General features: G+C 45.1%; 19 protein-coding genes and 1 pseudogene. 15 read left to right on the top strand and 5 right to left on the bottom strand.

The features are described 5' to 3' along the window. The first annotated feature begins 15 nt into the window (after positions 1–15). The 12 genes from EAE93_RS03555 to EAE93_RS03500 all read left to right on the top strand — a co-directional run bounded on the left by EAE93_RS03555 (position 16) and on the right by EAE93_RS03500 (position 16,717). Positions 16–612 (top strand): DUF6931 family protein, encoded by a 597-nt coding sequence (locus EAE93_RS03555; protein WP_214039084.1) that lies wholly within the window; start codon positions 16–18, stop codon positions 610–612. Then, a complete protein-coding gene (locus tag EAE93_RS03550; protein ID WP_173362525.1) occupies positions 612–911 on the top strand; it encodes a PAAR domain-containing protein in 300 nt (99 codons plus the stop codon). Before EAE93_RS03555 ends, EAE93_RS03550 begins: the two co-directional genes overlap by 1 nt. A 16-nt stretch (positions 912–927) precedes the next feature. After that, on the top strand, positions 928–2,007 hold the full coding sequence (gene tssA / locus EAE93_RS03545) for a type VI secretion system protein TssA (protein WP_214039083.1): 1,080 nt from the start codon (positions 928–930) through the stop codon (positions 2,005–2,007). 16 nt (positions 2,008–2,023) lie between these two features. Continuing rightward, positions 2,024–2,692, top strand: a complete 669-nt coding sequence (locus EAE93_RS03540; RefSeq protein ID WP_214039082.1) for a type VI secretion lipoprotein TssJ — start codon at positions 2,024–2,026, stop codon at positions 2,690–2,692. Between the two features lie 3 nt (positions 2,693–2,695). Then, positions 2,696–4,093, top strand: a complete 1,398-nt coding sequence (gene tssK / locus EAE93_RS03535) for a type VI secretion system baseplate subunit TssK (RefSeq protein WP_214039081.1) — start codon at positions 2,696–2,698, stop codon at positions 4,091–4,093. Then, on the top strand, positions 4,090–4,713 hold the full coding sequence (locus tag EAE93_RS03530) for a DotU family type IV/VI secretion system protein (RefSeq protein ID WP_235319355.1): 624 nt from the start codon (positions 4,090–4,092) through the stop codon (positions 4,711–4,713). Before tssK ends, EAE93_RS03530 begins: the two co-directional genes overlap by 4 nt. Before the next feature lie 15 nt (positions 4,714–4,728). Continuing rightward, positions 4,729–8,247, top strand: coding sequence for a type VI secretion protein IcmF/TssM N-terminal domain-containing protein (locus tag EAE93_RS03525; RefSeq protein ID WP_214039080.1), 3,519 nt, complete (start codon positions 4,729–4,731; stop codon positions 8,245–8,247). Next, on the top strand, positions 8,240–10,822 hold the full coding sequence (gene tssH / locus EAE93_RS03520) for a type VI secretion system ATPase TssH (RefSeq protein WP_214039079.1): 2,583 nt from the start codon (positions 8,240–8,242) through the stop codon (positions 10,820–10,822). Before EAE93_RS03525 ends, tssH begins: the two co-directional genes overlap by 8 nt. A 77-nt stretch (positions 10,823–10,899) precedes the next feature. After that, entirely contained in the window at positions 10,900–12,141 is a 1,242-nt protein-coding gene (locus tag EAE93_RS03515; protein WP_250150865.1) for a hypothetical protein, read from the top strand. Positions 12,142–12,157: 16 nt separating this feature from the next. Then, the gene (locus tag EAE93_RS03510; protein ID WP_065391896.1) at positions 12,158–12,784 is read left to right on the top strand and encodes a response regulator; all 627 of its coding nucleotides are present in this window, start codon (positions 12,158–12,160) and stop codon (positions 12,782–12,784) included. A gap of 3 nt (positions 12,785–12,787) precedes the next feature. Continuing rightward, entirely contained in the window at positions 12,788–16,399 is a 3,612-nt protein-coding gene (locus EAE93_RS03505; RefSeq protein ID WP_214039077.1) for a transporter substrate-binding domain-containing protein, read from the top strand. A 129-nt stretch (positions 16,400–16,528) separates the two neighbouring features. Beyond that, a complete protein-coding gene (locus EAE93_RS03500; protein WP_036806074.1) occupies positions 16,529–16,717 on the top strand; it encodes a hypothetical protein in 189 nt (62 codons plus the stop codon). Between the two features lies 1 nt (position 16,718). Here EAE93_RS03500 and EAE93_RS24310 read toward each other — a convergent pair. Together EAE93_RS24310 and EAE93_RS03495 are read right to left on the bottom strand one after the other, a co-directional pair. After that, positions 16,719–16,811 (bottom strand): annotated as a pseudogene (locus EAE93_RS24310) (CcdB family protein); the annotation flags it as partial. 1 nt (position 16,812) lies between these two features. Then, entirely contained in the window at positions 16,813–17,052 is a 240-nt protein-coding gene (locus EAE93_RS03495; RefSeq protein ID WP_040150771.1) for a type II toxin-antitoxin system CcdA family antitoxin, read from the bottom strand. Between the two features lie 247 nt (positions 17,053–17,299). Between EAE93_RS03495 and EAE93_RS03490 the strand changes: the two genes are divergently transcribed. Continuing rightward, complete coding sequence (locus EAE93_RS03490; RefSeq protein ID WP_052105690.1) at positions 17,300–17,713, top strand: Exc2 family lipoprotein; 414 nt, start codon at positions 17,300–17,302, stop codon at positions 17,711–17,713. 130 nt (positions 17,714–17,843) lie between these two features. On the opposite strand, the gene EAE93_RS03485 is transcribed toward EAE93_RS03490, so the two are convergent. Beyond that, complete coding sequence (locus tag EAE93_RS03485) at positions 17,844–18,137, bottom strand: hypothetical protein (protein ID WP_036806082.1); 294 nt, start codon at positions 18,135–18,137, stop codon at positions 17,844–17,846. Positions 18,138–18,307: 170 nt separating this feature from the next. Between EAE93_RS03485 and EAE93_RS03480 the strand changes: the two genes are divergently transcribed. Together EAE93_RS03480 and EAE93_RS03475 are read left to right on the top strand one after the other, a co-directional pair. Then, positions 18,308–18,562, top strand: coding sequence for a type II toxin-antitoxin system Phd/YefM family antitoxin (locus tag EAE93_RS03480; protein ID WP_036806085.1), 255 nt, complete (start codon positions 18,308–18,310; stop codon positions 18,560–18,562). Next, a complete protein-coding gene (locus EAE93_RS03475) occupies positions 18,559–18,813 on the top strand; it encodes a Txe/YoeB family addiction module toxin (RefSeq protein ID WP_036806088.1) in 255 nt (84 codons plus the stop codon). Before EAE93_RS03480 ends, EAE93_RS03475 begins: the two co-directional genes overlap by 4 nt. A gap of 141 nt (positions 18,814–18,954) precedes the next feature. Here the strand turns inward: EAE93_RS03475 and EAE93_RS03470 are convergent, their stop codons facing one another. Continuing rightward, positions 18,955–19,329 carry a VOC family protein gene (locus EAE93_RS03470; RefSeq protein WP_250150864.1) on the bottom strand — a complete coding sequence of 125 codons (375 nt, stop codon included), beginning with the start codon at positions 19,327–19,329 and terminating at the stop codon, positions 18,955–18,957. A gap of 220 nt (positions 19,330–19,549) precedes the next feature. Continuing rightward, positions 19,550–20,098, bottom strand: coding sequence for a hypothetical protein (locus EAE93_RS03465; RefSeq protein ID WP_250150863.1), 549 nt, complete (start codon positions 20,096–20,098; stop codon positions 19,550–19,552). Between the last annotated feature and the right edge of the window lie 255 nt (positions 20,099–20,353).

Genomic DNA, 20,353 nt, shown 5'->3' with positions numbered 1-20,353 from the left:
TAAGAGTTTGCAGTCATGGTTAAATTACGACACTGCCAGCTTTCGCCACAGGCGGAATTGGCACTACAACAACACGCGGCACATGAACAGAATCTATCGGCGCTTAATAAGGAAATGTTGTGGCAAGACGCGGTGTACTACACCATTTTTATGTTGCCTTACACGCAGGCGCTGGAGCTGGTACTGACATTTATCTCCTGCGTTTACGAACGCGATCTCATACAAGGACAACGGTCGTTATTGCAGCAGGTGCGGCGCTGGCGGGTTGATGGTGGCGATCCTTTGCGTCATCAACTGTTCGAACAGGCGCAAACAGTCGGGTTCGATAACCCAATCTCATGTCTGGTGCTTTCCGTCTTTTGGAGTGAAGGCAGCATGACCACACCGGATCTGGAAGCGGTCTATCCACAACCGTGGCAGTCACCGACGGTATTAGCCGATACGTTGTGCCTGATATTGCACCTTTATAGTGAACAGCCGGAACAACAAATGCGGTACGTTGAGCAATTTTTTCAACTGGCTCACGGACAACTGAGGCAATTGCCGCCGTCACAAGATCAGGGACGCAAAAACTATTTGTACCATGAAACTACGTTATCAGGAGAGCAATGATGCCAATGCCAGCCGCCCGTGTGGGTGATATGCATATTTGTCCAATGGTATCGCCTGCGGTACCGCCGGTGCCACATGTAGGCGGACCGATTATGCCGCCAGGTGTACCGACAGTGCTGATTGGTGGATTACCCGCGGCGACAATGGGTTCAATGTTAGTGTGCGTCGGGCCGCCGGATACAGTGGTCATGGGCAGTCCAACGGTATTGATTGGCGGACGGCCTGCGGCCAGACTCGGCGATCTGTGTGCACATGGCGGCACGATTACTACCGGTTATCCATTAGTGATTATTGCTTGAAATGGAAGTCGTCACCGTGAACTTAGCCCAGACAGATATCGCGCGTTTTTTACAGCCCATTACGGCTGACAAACCAGCAGGATGCGATATCGAATACGAACCTATTTTTGAGCAAATAAACGCCGCGCGGGAAACTGACGACGATTTTCTCCAGGACGATGCATGGGGTTATGAAACCCGTCAGGCTGATTGGATGAAGGTTTCAGCGTTGTGCCAGGAAGTACTGGAAAAACAGAGTAAAGACTTGCAGATAGCCTGCTGGTTAACCCAGGCACAAGGGGAACTGTATGGTCTGGAAGGTATTAGTGGAGGTATCACATTACTTTCTCGTCTACTGGAAACTTTTTGGCCGGTACTTTATCCGCCGCTGGATGATACAGAGGCAAACAGTGCAGATGCCCGTCTTGGACGATTGAGCTGGTTGGATAAACAATTGGTGAAACAATTGGACAATCTGACATTGACCGATGATAGCAAATTGAGTCTGGGCGTCTGGCAACGAGTGCAATATTTTGAACAACGGGTTGCCGTTAATAGTGAATTACGCAGCGCCTTGATCAGTGATGGTTATTTCGGTATCGCTGAATGTGACGGCAGTATTCGCACTACGCCAGTCGAACAATTTAACCAACTGCTGGTGCAAACTGGACTGGTCAGTAAGACGTTGGCAGAACTGCAACAGATCATGGCGAGCCTGTTGCCAGACGCCGGTAACAGCATGAGCGCCAGTACTCAGCGATTGCAAGATCTGGTGGCCTTAATCGAACGACTTCGTGAAATGGTGGCGCCAGGCTCAAGCCAGGAATCCAGCAATAGCAATGAAGCAGTAGCGGCAGGGGGAGATGCGCCAAATGGCATGAATACGACTTTTTTAACGGAAGATCGGGCGCATCATGAAATGCGCACTATCGCCATAGGACAAATGATCAATATCGCCAATTACTTTCGTCAAAATGAACCTACCAGTCCGGTGCCCTATTTAATTGAACGTGCAGCGCGTTGGGCAAATATGGGTATGGCCGAATGGCTGGAAGAAATGATGTCAGAAAACTCTTCCGCGCTACAGGAAATTATGCGCGTGATGAAAGGACCATAAATAAACAGAGAGCCAAATGAATAACATAAATTTTTATAGCGTCATTAAACGCCATTTTTTAATATTGACAGCAATTATTTTAATAAGTGGTTGCAGTCATTCTATCTCCAACGATGAAAAACGCTTGCAGGCAATTGAACAAGCCAAACCGGTTTATGCCAGCAATGCCATTCGGTTAAAAATAACCTCGGTTCCGCAACTGAATGTTTTTAATAATACGCCGAACAGTTGCACAATATTAATTGCTCAAGCGGAGAAACGTGAACAATTAGATAAATTACTGGCTAATCCGGTGTTATTACGCAATTTATTTGCCGGCACTGGTGCGACAGAGCAAATATTACAGTTGGATAATTACGTAATGATACCGGGACAATCCGTATCTTTACATATCGATAGAGCGGAACAGGCGCGTTATATCGCATTAATTGCCGGTTACTACCCAGCGCCGGATAGTACTCATACGCGAGTATTATCACTGCCGTTGCGCCTTGAGCAACACGGTTGGTGGAATAGCGCCTGGAGCGCTGAATTTGTTCCCGTGCGCATTAATCTGACGTTAGGACGTTACGCCATTACCCGCAGTGATTTCTCAGCAGGTAACACCGGAGATGAGGTAGTTTTCCCCGAACAACCCGGACAAACGACAGAATCCGGCAGTGACGAAAGTGTATTGAGGAAGTAACCCATGTTTGAACATAAACCGATGTATTGGTATTCAGGCTTGTATTTACAGCCGCAACACTTTCAGGCCCATGAATTGCAACAACAATACTGGCAAGGGCGCTATCAGTTACTGACTCAGCCTTATGCTTTTGGTGTGGTGAAACTTGCATTCAATCTGGCCGCACTAAGTGATGAAGTGCTAAGTGTTCATCACGCCGCGTTCGTTTTTCCCGATGGTTGCTACGTGGATTGTGATGTCAATGGCGTGCTCAGTGCCCGATCATTGCGGGATTGCTGGTTAGTACGCGATAAACCGCAGCGCATTTATGTTGGCTTGCGTATGTTCAGCCACAATCAGAGTAACGTCACCGGTATCACGGATGCCAACAGTGTCGGTAATACCACCAGCCGCTGGGTAACATGGCCGCAAGAACAGCGTATGCGGGATGCCTTTGGCGAGGGCCCGGAAGCGGAAGTGCAACAACTGACCTATAACTTACGTTTCTTCTTGCACGATGAGATTGCTCAGGCAGCGGGTTATACATTATTACCGGTGGGCCTACTGCATTGCACCAGTGACGGTATTGTGCTGGATAACCGTTATCTACCGCCATGTTTAACGCTCTATGCTGTGCCACAACTGGGCCAGCGCATTGATCAACTGTGTCAGGAGTTAACCGGGCGAGTCCATCAATTGGAAGAGTTGAAACGCCCGCAAACGCTGGAAGGGGAAATTTATACCCAAGAAAAAAGCACACTATTGCTGGCACTACGGACTCTGGCGCGTTATGTCGTGCAATTGCACCATTTTCAGGAAGCAAGAGATGTTCATCCCTTACAGATTTTTGGGTTATTGCGTCAACTGATCAGCGAGCTTTCCTGTTTTACCGACCGTTGCTCCTTTTTAGGCGAGTGGAACGGGCAAGAAGAGGCGCTGGAGAAATATCAGCACTTGGATCTGGCGCTAACTCTTGATAGTTGTGAACGAACAATTGCTGATTTGCTTAATGCACTGGTGCTGGAACCAAACACCGTGATCCCTCTGCAACAAGAAAGCTACGGTTATTATCATGCCGCCTTCAATAGAACTAGCATCAATGAACAACAACGGCTCTATTTGGTGCTGCGTTCTGACAGCTTTAGCCAGCGTGAGCGTGAAATTCCTGACGATCGCCTGATTAAACTGGCAGCGGCGGAACAGATCGACAACATTATTAACCGTGCTTTGCCCGGTGTGCGCCTGTACTACCAGGAAATTGCGCCACACGGTTTACCCAACCGGACAAATACCCGCTATTTCCGGGTAGAAAACCGTGGTGCGTTATGGCGGCAGGTAGAAGATAGTGAACGTGTGGCGGTGCACTGGGCAGATGCGCCAGACGATTTACAAATAGAAATCGTTATAGTGAGAGCATCATGATGCAGTTGTTGGATTGTTATATTCCGGTATTCACCTGCGTATTACGCATGATCCAGCAGCAGGTGAATCAAGCGGAAACACTGCGGCAAACCTTATTATCTGAGTTGACTCAAGCGCAGAATAGGGCGCGTTTGCAAGGTTACGGGGCGCAAGATATCGAAGAGGCAAATTTCGCCGTGGTGGTTTGGGCAGATGAAGCCATTCTGTGTGCAGGTCAGAAAGAACTGAGTATTTGGCGCCAATCATCGTTACAGGCAGAGCTTTATGATGCCGAATTGGGCGGAAATACGTTTTTTGATCGCCTTGCCGCGTTAGTACCGGATAATTATCAGGTTCGATTGGTCTATGTTTTTTGTCTGCTTGCCGGATTTTATGGTCGTTATGGCAAACGTGATAATCTGGAATTACACAATATTATCCAACAGGAGTTAGATAATCTTCCTGATACTTTGCGTGGTTATCTCTCTTTAGAAAATCACCGATTAATGAATAGATGCGATAATAAATTAGAAAATAAGCACTCCAATAATAAGTGGCGTAGAAAATTAATATTATTCATGTCATCTCTTACATTAATTTATATTTTTATTACCGTCTATTTATTAAGTATTGGCCGGTAAACTCGGAAATTAAACATGAAAAAATTATTTTATGCCATTGGCTGGCTTAGCGTGATGGTTATCCTGTTATTACTCAGTTTAACTATTGCTGTGGTATTTTTGTGGCCGACAATAGGTGGCCTGTTACTATTTTTTTGCCTATTTCTGTTGTTGTTACTGCTGCGTGGGGCAATTACATTCATACCACAAATAATGAATAAACTGCTCTGGATAAATAAATTCTGGCGGAAAGGGGATAACCGTCTGGAATATTTACTATACCAGCACTGGTGGCAAGGAGGACATTTACAAAGTTGGCGTCGATTCCGTTCACTGTTACACCGTAATGGTCCTGTTCCGCCGTGGTTTCTGGTGGTAGGAGAACGGGGCAATGGTAAACAGAAGCTGTTAACACGCTGCAATGTAGCGCCCATGACGGGGAAAAATCTACCGTCGCTGACGGAAAAGACCTTTACCTGTCGCTGGTGGTTCTTCCGTCAGGCAATGTACATGGTCGTTTCCGGCCGTTATACCGAAGGTCAATCCCTGTACCGGCAAGCTTGGTTACGTCTGATACGCTGGATAGCGCAGGGACGTAAACCGGCTGGTGTACTCGTTTGCTTGTCAGTGGAACAGTTGCTAAACAGCGACAATAGAGCGCTCTATATCGCCGCACGTCAGGTACGAGCGCAGTTGGAGCCATTACAGATACGTCTGGAACGTCGCTTACCAATCTGGTTGATCCTTACCCACAGTGAAACATTGCCGGGGTTTGACCATTGGTGCACCCAACTGTCAGTAGAACAACGTGCTGAATTGCTAGGCGATTTTATTGAGCATCACACGGTGGGTAACGTCACCGACGTGCTGGATAAGAGTATGAGCACCATTGTTAACACGTTGAAAATGATGCGTCTTAAGTTGCTTAATCAGCAACGTCAGCAACCCAATGCGGCAGTCTTAGCATTACCAGAAACCATCGCTCAACTACAACCAGCGCTAGGTTGCTACCTGAACGCACTGTTCGACCAAGACCATTATCTGGAACATGGTCTGCTGCGTGGCATGTTTTTTACCGCGGAGCATCAAACCACGGGCATTTTCAGCCACCGATTGTTGGGAGAATATCTGCCAGCCCAAGATCAACGTAGTCAAGATCAACATAGTAATAGCGTATTGCTGACAGGCTGGCGGACATTGGCCAAACGCGTATTCGTTAGCCTACTAAGTTTGATGCTGGTGTACGGTGCAGGCAATGCCTTGATGACTACCTGGCGTGGCGTTACGCAACTTGAAAATATCCATGAGGCAGACCCGCTTGAGCGGAGTTACTTGCGCTATCAACAAGTTGAGTACTGGTTGCAGGAAACCTTGCCATCTCTGCTTTTCTATCCGGTCACCCATACAATGGAACAACGGATGGCGCAGCAATACCAACAACAAGCGCCTGTTAATGCCTTCAACCCGGCATCGGTAGCAACACATTTGCTAACACGTTTCCGTAATGCGGAAGCACCACAAAAAAGACTGTTTGCTTTACATTGGGCACGTTTTATTAACATCGAACAAGCAATGGCACATGGCGCTACGCTGGAAACTTTACAGCATATGCCTGCTTATTCAGCTTCACTGTTAAGTGGTGAAAATGATCCTTTATCCACAGAACAACGGGTGGCACTCCGTCTGGCGCAATATCGCCAAGGCAACGCACAGCAAGAATTTGATCAATGGCAGGACACATTACAGGCACTACTGGCAGATGGCGGTAATTGGCAGTGGCTGTTAGCCGACGAACAACCGGCAGGAACCCATTCACTAACGCTGGCTGGTTTCTGGCCATTGACCAGCGAGGATGCCGCCACAATTAACGCTCGTATCCGTGGTGTTTATACCCAAGCCGGTGAGCAAGATATTCAGGCAACCTTGGGCGAACTGGCACAAGCTCTTAACAGATCGGAATTCTTTGCTCCTTTACAGCGTTCGTTTTATCAACAGTATCAAAATCAGCGCCAATCAGAGTGGTTAGCATTCGCTCAAGCTATGCCTCAAGCAGAAACGTTAGTACGAGGCAAGAAAAACTGGCAAACGCTGATATTAGCAACGGGTCAATATAACAGTCCCTATATCACCTTTCTGACGCAGTTAGAACGTGATTTATCCACGGTAGAGTCGACGGAGCAGCAACCTTGGTTACAGACACAACATCGTTTATGGCAACTACATGGTTACGTGCAAAAAAGTAACGTGATGCAACGGGTCTCGCTAGGAAACCTCTCTTTACGCCAGCGCATCATGTCGTGGTTTGGTATTTCACCGCAGATCTCTGTACGGCTGGATGACAACGTATTGACACGCTATCGCGTCTACCGGCAAGCAGTACAGTTAAATAGCCAACGCGAGTTGCTCAGTGATATGGAAACCGAAGTGTTGGTTAAAAATGCGTTAAACAACGAGAAAGGGGAACTGGACGATAGCGGCCTGCGTGCATTGTTCAGCCGCTTCACCTTGTGGCGCCATGAGGCTGAAAGCAAACAGAATGCCGGAGTAACCGGGGTAAATGAAACCCTATGGCGACTCTATCAGGGTGATGCTCATCTGGTACTGCGTTACGCCTTCTTAAGTGCCGCCAGCCGTTTGCAAACCCAGTGGGAAAGCAAAGTGATTTGGCCGATGGAAAAATTGAGCAGACAGGAACTGTTTGATGGCCGGGAATTGAATGCGCGTTTGTATGAATACAGCAACGCATTTGTACGGGATACCGCAGAGTATGCGCTGGATATTCGCCCCGAAGGGATTAAGCGTCAGGAAATGGAAGATGTGCTCTTTCCGTTTAACGATGATTTCATTTTCTATATTAATAACCTAATCCAACCGAATGACCTACTTTCAGCGACATCGGATATTCGTCGTCGCCTGCAAGAGAAACTCGCCTTACTGGAAAGCGAGCAACAACTGGCGACGGCACAACAGGAACCGAAGCAAGAACAGAAGCCATCGGCGGAAGTCACGATTGTCAGTCAGCCGGCGACCGCTAACCAAGGGGCAAAAGTATTGCCAGTGGGCAGTTCAGTGACGTTGAGTTGTGATGATGGCGTACAGCAGCTTAAAAGTATGAATTTCAATGACAGCATGACACTGCATTGGAGCCCCGGCACATGCGGTAAAGTACAAGTTGATGTCTATTTTCCCCGCTTTACATTAAGCAAAAGTTACGTAGGCCCCGATGGTTTGTTGCAATTTATGCACGCTTTTTCCCGCGGTGAACTGACACTGGCAGCACAAGCGTTTCCACAGCGGCGTGATGAATTAAGTGCACTGGGTATCAATAACATTACTGTGCGCTATCAAATCAGCGGAAGCAAAGCTGCTTCAACACTGTATCAACAGTGGCAGCAACATCAGCAGCAACAAACGGCGTTATTGGAACAACGCAGCCGACTGGATAGCCAGTTGTTAAATCTAAGTGAGCCAACAGTGGCAAAAGGAACTCTCTCTACTTTGCCATCACAGATCACCACCCATTGGAACGAATTAAGGAAACCTAAAAGTGAGTAATTATCTTAAACAGATCGTCAGTAAATTAACGGCAGAAGCGCGTCAGTGCCTTGATGAAGCCGCGAATCTGGCAGTACGGCGCACCCATCATGAAGTGGAAATTGAACATCTATTATTGGCTTTGTTTGAAAAACAGCTTCCGACGATAGAACAAGTGTGTCGCCACGGTGGTATTGATGCCATGACGTTGCTCAATGCCTGCCAACGGTCACTGACGCTATTACGTAGTGGTAATCATCGTCCGCCGGTACTGGCTACCAACCTCACTGAGTGGGTAGAACAGACCTGGATGTATACCAGTACTCACTGGGGTGCATCACAGATTACCGCTCAGGCACTGATTGTGGCACTGATCATGAATCCGTCACTACACCATTCGCTTACCTCAGAACTACAACAAGCGTTACAGGGTAACACCGAGGGAATAGAACAGTGGTTGCGTACACAGACACATACGGAACCACAACAAATTACGACGCCCGTCGGGGATAACACTCAATCCGCACTGGCACAATACACACATCACCTGACACAGGCAGCGCGTGATCACAAACTAGACCCGGTTTTAGGACGTGAGCGGGAGATCCGTCAATTAATTGATGTTCTGTTACGTCGTCGCCAAAACAACCCGCTGTTAACCGGTGAAGCGGGCGTCGGCAAAACTGCGCTGATTGAAGGACTTGCCCAACGAATCGTTGGGGGGCGTGTGCCGAAAGTTTTGGCACAGGCTGAATTATTTACGCTGGATCTGGGGCTGTTACAAGCGGGCGCCAGCGTAAAAGGCGAGTTTGAAAGCCGTTTGCAAAAATTATTGGATGAGGTGAAAAAGTATCCTACACCGGTGATTTTGTTTATCGATGAAGCGCATACGCTAATCGGCGCAGGCGGCCAAGCCGGACAAAACGATGCAGCTAATCTGTTGAAACCTGCGTTGGCACGAGGTGAATTACGGGCAATTGCGGCAACCACCTGGTCTGAATATAAGAAATACTTTGAAAAAGACGCGGCGTTAGCACGTCGTTTCCAAGTGATCAAAGTTGAAGAGCCTTCGTTAGAGCTGGCAATCGCCATGTTACGCGCCATGACGCCCGCAATGGAAAAACATCATGGCGTCAAAGTACTTGCAGAAGCGGTCGCGGAAGCGGTTACATTAGCCAACCGTTATATCACTGGACGTCAGTTACCGGATAAATCGGTTAGCCTGTTAGATAGCGCCTGCGCCCGCGTTGCAGTTTCACAGACGGATGAACCAGCGCCGATTGAAGATCTGCGTGCTATGTTGACAAACATTGCTACCGAACAGGAAGCATTGTTACGTGAAGGTGGTCATGAAGCCCAGCTACAGAAATTGGCGCAGCGTCAGGCTGAATTACAAGCATCACTAGCAGAAATTTTGCCGGAATATCACGCTCAACGTCAGTTGGTCAATGACATCCTCGCTTGTGAAGAGCATGACGAACGGTTGCCTGTGCTACGGGCAGAATTGCATCAACGCCACCATCAGCACGCTTATGTCTTTGATTGTGTTGATGCCGCCTGTGTCGCAGACATTGTTGCCGGCTGGACAGGGATACCCCTTGGCCGGATGGTGGAAAATGAGCGTAATGTGTTGCGTCAGTTAGAAACCCGCCTCGGCCAACGGGTCATGGGGCAAGATCATGCGCTCAACCAGATAGCGCGTCAAATTCGGATCGCTAAAGCACAACTGGCCGATCCGGTTAAACCTACCGGAGTATTTATGCTCGCAGGTCCTTCCGGTGTGGGGAAAACCGAGACCGCTTTAGCACTGGCCCATGAATTGTATGGCGGTGAACATCATCTGATCACGATTAACATGTCGGAATATCAGGAAGCCCATTCGGTTTCCGGCTTGAAAGGTTCTCCTCCGGGCTACGTCGGTTATGGACAAGGTGGTATATTGACCGAAGCAGTTCGGCGTCAACCTTACAGCGTAGTGCTACTTGATGAAGTGGAGAAGGCTCACCCCGATGTGCTGGAGTTGTTCTTTCAAGTATTCGATAAAGGCATGATGGAAGATGCCGAGGGGCAACAGATTAACTTTCGCAATACGCTGATCATCTTGACTACCAATGCGGCATCAGATTTGGTGATGCGTGCAGCAATGCATGGGGTAAAAGAGCAGGGAGAGAATCGCCCGGCTAACCTGGAAGACATTCAGGAAATTATCCGACCAGAACTGCAACGTATTTTTACGCCAGCATTTTTAGGTCGTTTGCAGGTTATCCCTTATCTGCCGGTACATGGCGAAGTTCTGCATGCCATTGTGCGCCATAAACTGAATAAAGTTGTCGTGCGCTATCGTCAATCAACTCAATGTAAATTGCACTATAGCGATACGCTGGTGGATTTTATCGCCGAAGGATGCCGGATAGCGGAGAGCGGCGCCCGTGAAATTGATAATCTGTTAACTCAGTTCGTCCTGCCGTTATTATCAGATCAATTGTTGCTCGGCGATACGCCAGTCAATGAAGATGTCTGGATGGATGTTGCCGAAGGTCAGATACAGTTACGATCAGACAAAAATAAACTATCACAACCAAATATTATCAACTAAGGGTAGTAAACGCTTATCTCTGCTATTATTATCTTACAAATGTAACATCAGTGTTACGGAATAAGATCCCGATGAGAATGAAAAAGATAGTGATCTTCTGGTTTATTTTTACATTGGTCAATTTCGCGCTGGCACTGTTAAGCCTACAGGTACGGGATGTATGGAGTCTGTCATCACTGGTGTGGTTTCCGGCAGGCTTGTTACAAGGCATATTTTGCGCCAGGGCGCCACGGTATTGGCCTGTCTGGTTAATAACGGGTGCCTTGATTGCACTGACCGCCAGTCAGTGGTATGGAAGACCGGTAAACGTATCGCTGATCTTTTCCTGTATCAATGTGATGATGCTGGTGGTAACAGCGCTGATCTGGCAGTTTTTTTACGGTGTCATGCGGGCGCCGAAACGGGCAAGGGAGATCATTAGCCTGACCGTACTCTGTTCGTTAAGTGGCATCATTGAGCGATTTACCGCAAAGTGGATACTTCATCTCTCTGGTTATCCTACCGACATATCGGTTTCATTACCGATTGTCGTAGGCTCAGTGTTGAGTTATCTGCCATTTACGCTGTTTGTTATCTCCTGTATCACCTATGAGAAAAATAGGGTTGAGAACTGGAAAATCTACGGTTTATGGCTGGCAGCCCTATTTGCCATGACAGCCTTGTTCATCAGTCCGCCACCGGAAGCCGGACAAATACACTGGCAAGGGATCGCACTGCTGTTTTCTTTTAGTTTGCCGATGCTGCTAGCATTAAGCGGTAATTTGCTGGTATTAAGCAGCTTTTTATCCCTGTGTACGGTGGAGATCATCAGTGCCACCATTTTTGGTCTTGGGCCATTCTCATCCCCGTTAACCAATCTCCAACAAAATGTTCAGATAGCGGCTTGGTACAGCACAGCATTGACCTTGCCTGCATTGTTATACTGTAGCTATTTATCTAATATAATCAATGCATTACATCAGCGTAAAGCGCGTCTTCTGTTAATGAGAGCCATGCTAGATCAAGAACAGGTTAATTGCTTTCGGTTAAGCGCCAACGGGCATCTGTACTGGCATCATAATGGCTCTGCCTGGATGCGGTGCGGAAAAGCACCTGCCTCTTGGTCGCAATTGATGGCTTGGGTACATCAGGAAGATCGGCATAAAATCGAACAGCTTAAAAATTCCGTCTCGCAAATACCGCAAACACTAAAAGTTCGGATTGCCGATGGCAAAGGTGAATTTAACCTAGTCATTATCGCCTTAATCGTCCATGTGGGAGAAGATGCCGGTTTTATTGAAGGAACGATACGTGAAATAGTAAATATAAAAAGTAAATAATCTGGAGAAATAACTCATGCCCAGACGAGTCATTATTGCCGATGATCATCCGGTATTTTTATTAGGACTACGCACGATACTGGCAACATTGCCGGAGAATTACCAAATTGTGGGGGAAGCCCATGATGTCGCCACGCTCTTCTCTCTGCTGGAAGAAAAAGAAGCGGATATGCTGATTACGGATTTCATTATGCCGGGTCATAACCAGATTGACGGTCTGAGGATGATTAGCCGGATACGGGAACAGTATCCAAATCTGCCTATTGTGGTCATCACCATGATCAGCGACCGGAAAATCATTGCTTCATTGATTGATTACAGAGTAAAAGCGATTCTGAACAAAAACAGCTTATCTCATGAGCTGGTCAAAGGGTTATACAGTACAACCGGGCGTGATAAACCCTATTTAAGTGAACAATTTCTCGAATCACCGGACGAAGAGGTTGTAAAAACGCTAACCAGCAAAGAATTGGAAGTGATTAAATTGTTGGGGCAAGGATTGAGTGTGAATGATATCGCTGCACGTTTATACCGTACTAAGCAGACTATCAGCGCACAAAAAATCAGCGCGATGAAAAAGCTCGGATTAGACAGTGAAGCAGCACTTTATAATTATTTGCATCAGATTGGGCTGGGGCTGTAAGCGATGAAGTGCCGGCGCAAAGAATGGCGATGGTTTGCCCTATTGGTATTGCTGTTACCGCTATCTGGCTGGAGTCTCAACCTGTTTGAATATCGCAACGCGCAAGAGTTGCCCGCCAATGGACTACCGGTGGAGTTTTATTCAAATATCACGCAAGAATCACAGGAATTTCTGCCTTTTCCTGTCAAAGAATATGGAATTTTTCCTCCACGCTTTCCAACATTAAAAGTCGGCATTCTCTGCTGTATCGGCGCGCCATTGGTGATCCATCGTTGGGACGGTAAGTTGGAAGGGATCTATGCGGATTATCTGCGCTTGATTGAAACCGTGCTAAAAAGGCCGGTGGAAGTACGGCTGTTTGGCAACTGGGAATCAGCGTATAAAGCATTGCAACGTGGAGATATCCAACTGTTATCGAATTCCGCCTCATCACAATCAGGAAATGGAGCAAATGATACTTACCCTATTCTGGTACAACCACTTGCTCTGATTATGCGCAAAGAACAAGTGAATATGCCATTTGCCAAAATGAATATTATAGCGGCGCCAGGTAGTGATCCGGGTGTTATCAAACAATTACGTCAACATTACCGTCGAATCGTGGTGGCGAAAAATCAGCAGCAGGGGATACAGGCCGTTGTGGATGGCGAAATGGATGCCTATCTGGATGGGCAAAGCCAGATTGCCTATTTGCTAGCTTTTCGCCCATTTACCGGATTGACTTACCGCCGGGATATTTCACTCGGGGAGCGATATGATTTTCTCGGTCACAACGGCGATGGCATGGTTGAAGCGGTAAATCTGATTCTGACATCCATTCCTCATGCTATCAGAAATAAAGTTTATGAACGTTGGATTTCTGGGCTGGCGTTGGGCAACAATAACGACGCCGCAATCTTTTCAGCTCAGGAAAAAGCCTGGATTAAAAAAAATCCCGTCGTCAATGTGGCGCTGAATCGCGCTGCACCGCCTTATTCTTTTCTGGACAAAAACGGTCAAATCACTGGGCTGGATGTGGACATTTTACGTTTACTGGGAGAAAAAAGCGGTATCACCTTTAATTTTATCCCAACAGATGGCGCAGTAGGCATTAAAAAGCTGTTGGAAAATGGCGAAGCGCAAATGACCTCCATGCTCAACACGCCCGAACGTAACCGTTGGCTCTCTTTCAGTCATCCCTATGGTACCGTGGAATGGGTGATGATCACCCGCAATGAGCGTAATGCGCCTTATGAGTTTGAACAACTTAAACACCATCGGGTGGCGATTCAACGCGGTAACGCACTTTTATCACTCTTAAAACCGTATCCAGAGATTTTCATCATCGAAGTTGACAGCGTGACACAAGGTATTGATATGGTGCTGGCCGGAGCGGCAGATGCAACTTTTGATAGCCTGATCAGTGCTGATTACCTACAAGCAAGCCGCTACGGCGCCAACATTTCTATTCAGTTCTTTAAAGGCTCATTGCAACCGGAGCAATACGCCATCATACCGGCCTATCCTCAACTGGTTGATATATTAAATAAAAGCATTGACGCACTGCCTCCAAATGAACTGCGAGTATTGCGGTTGAAGTGGTTATCTATGGCGAACGTCACGCCTTATGATGACAATAAAATCTCTCCTTGGGTGAAGCTGTGGGGAGGGGCGTTACTTGTGATTGCGTTAAGTTCAATCTTTTGGGGCAGTTATCTTGCACATCAAATCAGACGACGTAAAACCGCAGAGAGCAACTTACAAGATTTGCTGGCGTACTGGGAAACACTCTTTAATAACATGCCTACGCCAATGTTTGTCTGCGATCCTACCATGTGCATCACGGCGGCTAACCTTTATTTCCGGCATGAAATGGGCGCTGTCGGATCTGAGGTGATTGGCCGCAGTCTTTTTTCTCTATGCTTTTTAAAACCGGTCGATGAGCAAGAGATTAGTCTAATCTTTCTACGCTGCTTGGAAGGGGCGCCGGTGCATTTCTCTGATCGCAACATTGTTATTCAGGGACAGGACAAAGACGTTTATTTATGGCTCGAAAGTTATAGCAATACTGAAGGCGTTGTTCAGGGAATCATTGGTGGTTGGTTTGATGTGACCGAACGTAAATTGCTGGCGCAAGAACTACGTCAGGAGCGTGATAAGGCGGAACTCGCCAGCTTGGAGAAATCCGATTTTCTGGCCCACATGAGCCATGAGATTCGAACACCGCTGCAAGCCATTATTGGCATTCTTGATCTGGAGGTAAAAAAGCAAACTCAGCCATCCACGCCATTACATATCGCCTGGCAGGCAGCAATATCCTTGCAAGGAATCATCGGTGATGTGCTGGATTTCTCCAAGATAGAATCCGGGCGAATGGTGCTGAATCTCAAGCCGGAATCACTGCAAGCGATTCTGGAAAATTGTGTGGCAACGTTTAACCATCGAGCAAAGGAAAAAGAACTGTGTTTCACCTATCAGTTTGATTTGCCGCCTGAACATTATCATCTACTGGACGCAACACGCGTAACCCAAATCATCAATAACCTGTTGGGCAATGCCATTAAATTTACCGAACAGGGCAGTGTGCAAATCAGCGCTAGCTATCAGCCTATTCCAGAAAGTCACCAAGATGAAATTACGCTGGTGGTTGCCGATACCGGTTGCGGCATCCCGGAAACCATGTATGAAGCCGTTTTGCTGCCCTATGTACAGGTGACGCAACATAATGGCGGTAAAACTGGAACAGGGTTGGGATTACCGATTTCAGTACAGTTAGTTGAATTAATGGGCGGCAGCTTGAAAATCACTGGAGCGTTCGGTGGAGGCGCACAAGTTACCGTGGTGTTACCGCTTACGCGCAGTGTTATTGAAAAGGAAGCGATAAGCGAACAAGCCGAAAATATTGGGGTGGAACTTCATGAATCTTTGAATATTTTAGTGGTTGATGATCTCCCTGCCAATTTACAGGTGTTGTCATTACAGTTAGCGTCATCGGGCCATCGTATTGCACTTGCTGAAAGCGGCGAACAGGCCATGAATCTGGTAGAAGAGGGCTATTTCGATATCGTGCTGACAGATTGCCAGATGCCGGTGATGAACGGTTACGAACTGGCTCAGGTGCTGAGAAAGCATGAACGATTACGGCAATTACCGCCATTTATTATTCTGGGATGCACAGCGAACGCGTTTTCTACCGAACAGGCTCGTTGTTTGGAAGCCGGAATGAATGGTGTATTAACCAAACCATTGGTGCAAAGCAAATTGCTGGCAGAAATTACCCGTTACTACCGACAAGTCAATGACAAAGCAACGTTAAAATTCGATGAAATTCAAGCATTAGCTCAACAAGATGTGACGGTAGAAAGCCAATTACTTAGTGCTATACAACAAGGGATGTCAGAAGATATTGCAGAATTGCAACAACAGGAAAACCAGCAATGTCATGAAAAAGTTGTACATCACGCCCATCGTATGAAAGGCGCTTTTGCGCTGACGCAATATCAGCAAGGAATACGCGTCTGCCTGCGGATTGAAAAAAGTGAACATTGTGATGTGAAAACACTAGCCGTTTTATTAACTCGTGCGGAATATTTTCAACAGCAGATTGCGCAGAAATTGGGAGAATTACAGGGTTAAAAACCGGGTGAAACTATCCAGAAAAACCGTGAAGAGATGAGTGCAATTATACCATCATAAAAATTGAAAAAGGCGCCATTTTGACGTACATTAGCCTCATATTATTTACACCTAAGGAAGGTATTTTCCATGAACACAGTCATAGACAACAAACAGGACTGGATTAACCTCCGACTGAAAAACATCGGTTTGAACAACCAAGACTCCGAAGCTTTCTTTAATGCATTAGTTAAACCGGTTCGCTTCAACAAAAAATTAGCAGATGCTTTTGAAGAACATAATCAGCGCGTGATCAACAAACGACCAATGATTATTTAAATCTTATATTCAATATATCGATAATGTCACTCTGTACGTCAAGAAGATATGGGTAATCAGAATTGCCAATATTACGATAAACAACATACTGCATCTCAGAACACCTTGTACTTATCTGACAATAAACCGTGTTCGTTAGTGATACGATTAAGTTCCTCCATTCCTGCTTTATTCTCACGCTTCCAACGTTCAGATTCAATGGCTTTCAATTCCGAAGTTAGTGCCCTAGTCAATACTGCCGATAAGTTAAGCCCTACCTGTCTTGCTTGTTGATACAGTTCGGGTGCAACGGTCACACTCACTGTTTTCTTTAATCTGATTTGTGCTGATGGCATGTTAACCCCTGTATGAAACACGTTATTTTACACTTGTAATTATAGCAGGCTTTTTTATATATAAGAACAGCAGAGAAGCAAGCTAAAGAGGCAATTTGGGCGTTCGTATCCCAGCAACCTAGTTGTAAATCAGGCAGCTCAAGGCATGCCAGCATCTATTATTGATATGAAAACATCTTTAGGGTACGCTCTCTCGCTCGATGGAATATCCAACTGCCGATTAGAACAAAATTGCTAAGGATTTTGTATGCGCACTTTATATCTTTTACCTATTTTTTTATTTTTATCCTCTTGTTCAACAAACCTACCACCCTATGAACGGGAAGCCCGACATTATGTTTATCGTTCTAACAATGATTTTGATCCCAATTTCCAAACACATGTAAATAACTCTATTAAGTTAATGACTCCATTCTTTGAACAATTTTATAGAGAGGGAGTTAAGGATAAAATGAACAATATCAGTTCACATGAAATTGATCAAAAAATTAATTATTTTAAAAGTGATAGTTTAATTCAAGAAATCAATATGTCAGAAATATTTATTTCACCAAAAGTACATACAGAAAAAGTCAACAATAGTCAGATTTCAAATAAGAAGAAAAAAGCATTAATTGATGGAATCATCAACTCTTACGAGGCCGGTTACTATGGAAAGTAAGAGAATTAGCTATCACATATAAACACAATGAGGGGTAATTACACCATTCTGAAAAGCAAACTTGACAAAATATCAAAGGTTATTCTACTAGCCCTCATACATGGACAAGGGCTAGATGCATTGAACTATTTTAAATTGAAATGTCAAGCACGATGATGGAATCATCTTTTACATCTATATATTGTTTGAACTTAGCGGCTTCACCGCCATCAATACCATCTCTATCTTCAAATTTTTCTAGGAAATCATTAGACTTAAAATTCAGAACGTCAAATATAGTTCCCCACGTATTTCCTGAGTTGTACTGGATCTGTCCTGAATACTCATCATTTCCATTATACCCGGGCATGGTGAGATCATCCGCGCTATGACCATCATTAAAGTCAATTTGCTGTACAACATCGCCGTTATATAGTTTCGGCAACAAACCCTAATAGACGGCTATTTGCTGGCTAAATCGGTTGATTTGGAGATCTGAACAAGAGACAGGTCTGAAACCAGCCGAGGCATTGCATCGAATTGATTTCGTAACGCTTGCGTACTTATATTTGTACAGGTACAATGAAGAGTACAATGAAGCGTGGAGGATCAACGATGGACACAATAAGCTATTCAGCATTTAGAACTCACTTGGCCAGCACTTTAGATAGAGTGAACGACGATCACAAGCCAATTTTAATTACTCGCCAGAATGGCAAGCCAGCGGTTGTCCTAAGTTTGGAAGATTTTCAAGCCTACGAAGAAACAGCCTATTTAATGGCTAGCCCGAAAAATGCTGCACGTTTAAGTCAGGCAATTGCTGAAGTGGAAGCAGGAAGAATAATTGAAAAAGGGCTATTAGAAGAATGATTTTATCTTGGGCTGAAATGGCATGGGAGGACTATCTGTATTGGCAACAAACCGATAAAAAAGTCCTAAAGCGTGTTAATACACTCATCAAAGACATTAAAAGGCAACCCTTCGATGGATTAGGGGATCCGGAGCCTTTAAAACATAATTGGTCAGGTTATTGGTCTAGACGTATTAATCGAGAGCATCGTCTGATTTACAAGGTAACAGATGATGCAATCATTATCGTACAATGTCGCTATCACTATTAAGTGACTGCCTCTCAAAGGACTCCACAAACAAAGTCCTCTAGTCGTTATTTTAAGAAATCGTGATGACGACTATGCAATAAATCAAATACTCCCATTGCCGCTCACGCCCTACGCCATAAAGCGTAAAGAGAAAATATCTCTCTAATCCAAAGGACATACCCGAATAATATGACCATCGGGGTCTTCAACGAGGAAGGTACGACCAAAGACCTCAGTATGGGGTTCCTTCACAATCTTAATATCGGGTTTCTTTCTCCATTCTTCAAATAAACGATCTACATCTTCACCGGATGGCAACATAATACCGATCTCAGAGAACCTTGGGGTAGAGGCATCCGGCGTTGTTCCGCCTGACCAAATAGCAAATAGTGCTTCACCATCGACGGCAAATGCCACATAACGAGGACTCGAAAACACCGGCTCAGAATTAAAAAGTGTCTTGTAAAAGGCTGTCGAACGTTCGATATCAGATACATAAACAAGTTGAAGGTTAGGTTTAGGGGATACTGTCATCATGTCATTCTCATGTAAATCAGATTCAAATAAGAGTAAAAACAAATTGTTATATAACTCAACAAGTAACATTTGTTACTGTATTGTGTTTATCATTATAAGATGATGTTAATCATATGTATATACATACATATGTAAAGAGATGTCATAAATCTCACATATAAAAAATTCGCCCGCATTATTCGGGCGATGTTCCTTAAGTATGGTGAAAAAATCATCCACCCTATATTGAATTTCGTCTGGGTGGTTCGCTTCCCATACGTGGTTCATATGGGTGATCGATCCTTGGTACATGACTCTCTCTAGAATACCAATTTTTTGAACGTTCATTTTTTCCATCATATCGCTCTACATGAAGATATTTAAGCTCTTCAAATGGTATAACCATTTGCAGCCATTTATATCTCTCCAGAATATACTCTCCAGTAGATGGCATAAATCTAATAAATTCAATACTATCCGGATTCATAATTGACCATTTACAATGTATTAACGGCTTAGTTGAATATACTTTCAGAATAGCTGGTCTCTTATTTATTCCTATAAATGGATTGTAATTATAACCTGTTAGAATATTAACTATTTTTTGAAATGTTGACAATGGTCCAGTTGCACAACCGGCTCCCCAATCTGGCAATGGCCCATTTACTTTAGCAATATAAAATCCACGTCCAATTTGTCCCATTGGAGGCAAGAATTTCGATTGGACGCCATTAATGAGAATATTTCTGGCAGAAGACTCATTAGTTCCATGATAACCTAGAAAGTACATATTTATCCCCTTTTGCTGACTTTGTATAACTAAAAAATAAGACATTTACTATATGTCTAAAATTATTTTAAAATAAGCAACAATGTACGCAGTATAAAATAATTCTCAATTATTTCTGATTTGTCAGAATATATCTGAGATGTGCAGACTTATCTTATTATTTATAAATATCTCTTAATGTATTTAACAATTTTAATGAAAAGTTATCAGGCTCGCATCAATGCTATTTTTCGGATGGAAAATGTTGTTATCCCT

Source organism: Photorhabdus akhurstii, from assembly GCF_018448925.1.
In the GTDB taxonomy this organism is placed as follows: Bacteria; Pseudomonadota; Gammaproteobacteria; order Enterobacterales; family Enterobacteriaceae; genus Photorhabdus; species Photorhabdus akhurstii.
This window is presented reverse-complemented; position numbering and strand designations above follow the sequence as displayed.

What these genes read in the sequence shown, in the direction of transcription:
- EAE93_RS03505 (WP_214039077.1), top strand. Translation starts at nt 12,788, where the DNA reads ATGAAGTGCCGGCGCAAAGAATGGCGATGGTTTGCCCTATTGGTATTG.
- tssK (WP_214039081.1), top strand. Translation starts at nt 2,696, where the DNA reads ATGTTTGAACATAAACCGATGTATTGGTATTCAGGCTTGTATTTACAG.
- EAE93_RS03540 (WP_214039082.1), top strand. Translation starts at nt 2,024, where the DNA reads ATGAATAACATAAATTTTTATAGCGTCATTAAACGCCATTTTTTAATA.
- EAE93_RS03515 (WP_250150865.1), top strand. Translation starts at nt 10,900, where the DNA reads ATGAAAAAGATAGTGATCTTCTGGTTTATTTTTACATTGGTCAATTTC.
- EAE93_RS03490 (WP_052105690.1), top strand. Translation starts at nt 17,300, where the DNA reads ATGCGCACTTTATATCTTTTACCTATTTTTTTATTTTTATCCTCTTGT.
- EAE93_RS03465 (WP_250150863.1), bottom strand. Translation starts at nt 20,098, where the DNA reads ATGTACTTTCTAGGTTATCATGGAACTAATGAGTCTTCTGCCAGAAAT.
- EAE93_RS03510 (WP_065391896.1), top strand. Translation starts at nt 12,158, where the DNA reads ATGCCCAGACGAGTCATTATTGCCGATGATCATCCGGTATTTTTATTA.
- EAE93_RS03550 (WP_173362525.1), top strand. Translation starts at nt 612, where the DNA reads ATGCCAATGCCAGCCGCCCGTGTGGGTGATATGCATATTTGTCCAATG.
- EAE93_RS03525 (WP_214039080.1), top strand. Translation starts at nt 4,729, where the DNA reads ATGAAAAAATTATTTTATGCCATTGGCTGGCTTAGCGTGATGGTTATC.
- EAE93_RS03500 (WP_036806074.1), top strand. Translation starts at nt 16,529, where the DNA reads ATGAACACAGTCATAGACAACAAACAGGACTGGATTAACCTCCGACTG.
- EAE93_RS03495 (WP_040150771.1), bottom strand. Translation starts at nt 17,052, where the DNA reads ATGCCATCAGCACAAATCAGATTAAAGAAAACAGTGAGTGTGACCGTT.
- EAE93_RS03555 (WP_214039084.1), top strand. Translation starts at nt 16, where the DNA reads ATGGTTAAATTACGACACTGCCAGCTTTCGCCACAGGCGGAATTGGCA.
- EAE93_RS03480 (WP_036806085.1), top strand. Translation starts at nt 18,308, where the DNA reads ATGGACACAATAAGCTATTCAGCATTTAGAACTCACTTGGCCAGCACT.
- EAE93_RS03530 (WP_235319355.1), top strand. Translation starts at nt 4,090, where the DNA reads ATGATGCAGTTGTTGGATTGTTATATTCCGGTATTCACCTGCGTATTA.
- EAE93_RS03475 (WP_036806088.1), top strand. Translation starts at nt 18,559, where the DNA reads ATGATTTTATCTTGGGCTGAAATGGCATGGGAGGACTATCTGTATTGG.
- EAE93_RS03470 (WP_250150864.1), bottom strand. Translation starts at nt 19,329, where the DNA reads ATGATGACAGTATCCCCTAAACCTAACCTTCAACTTGTTTATGTATCT.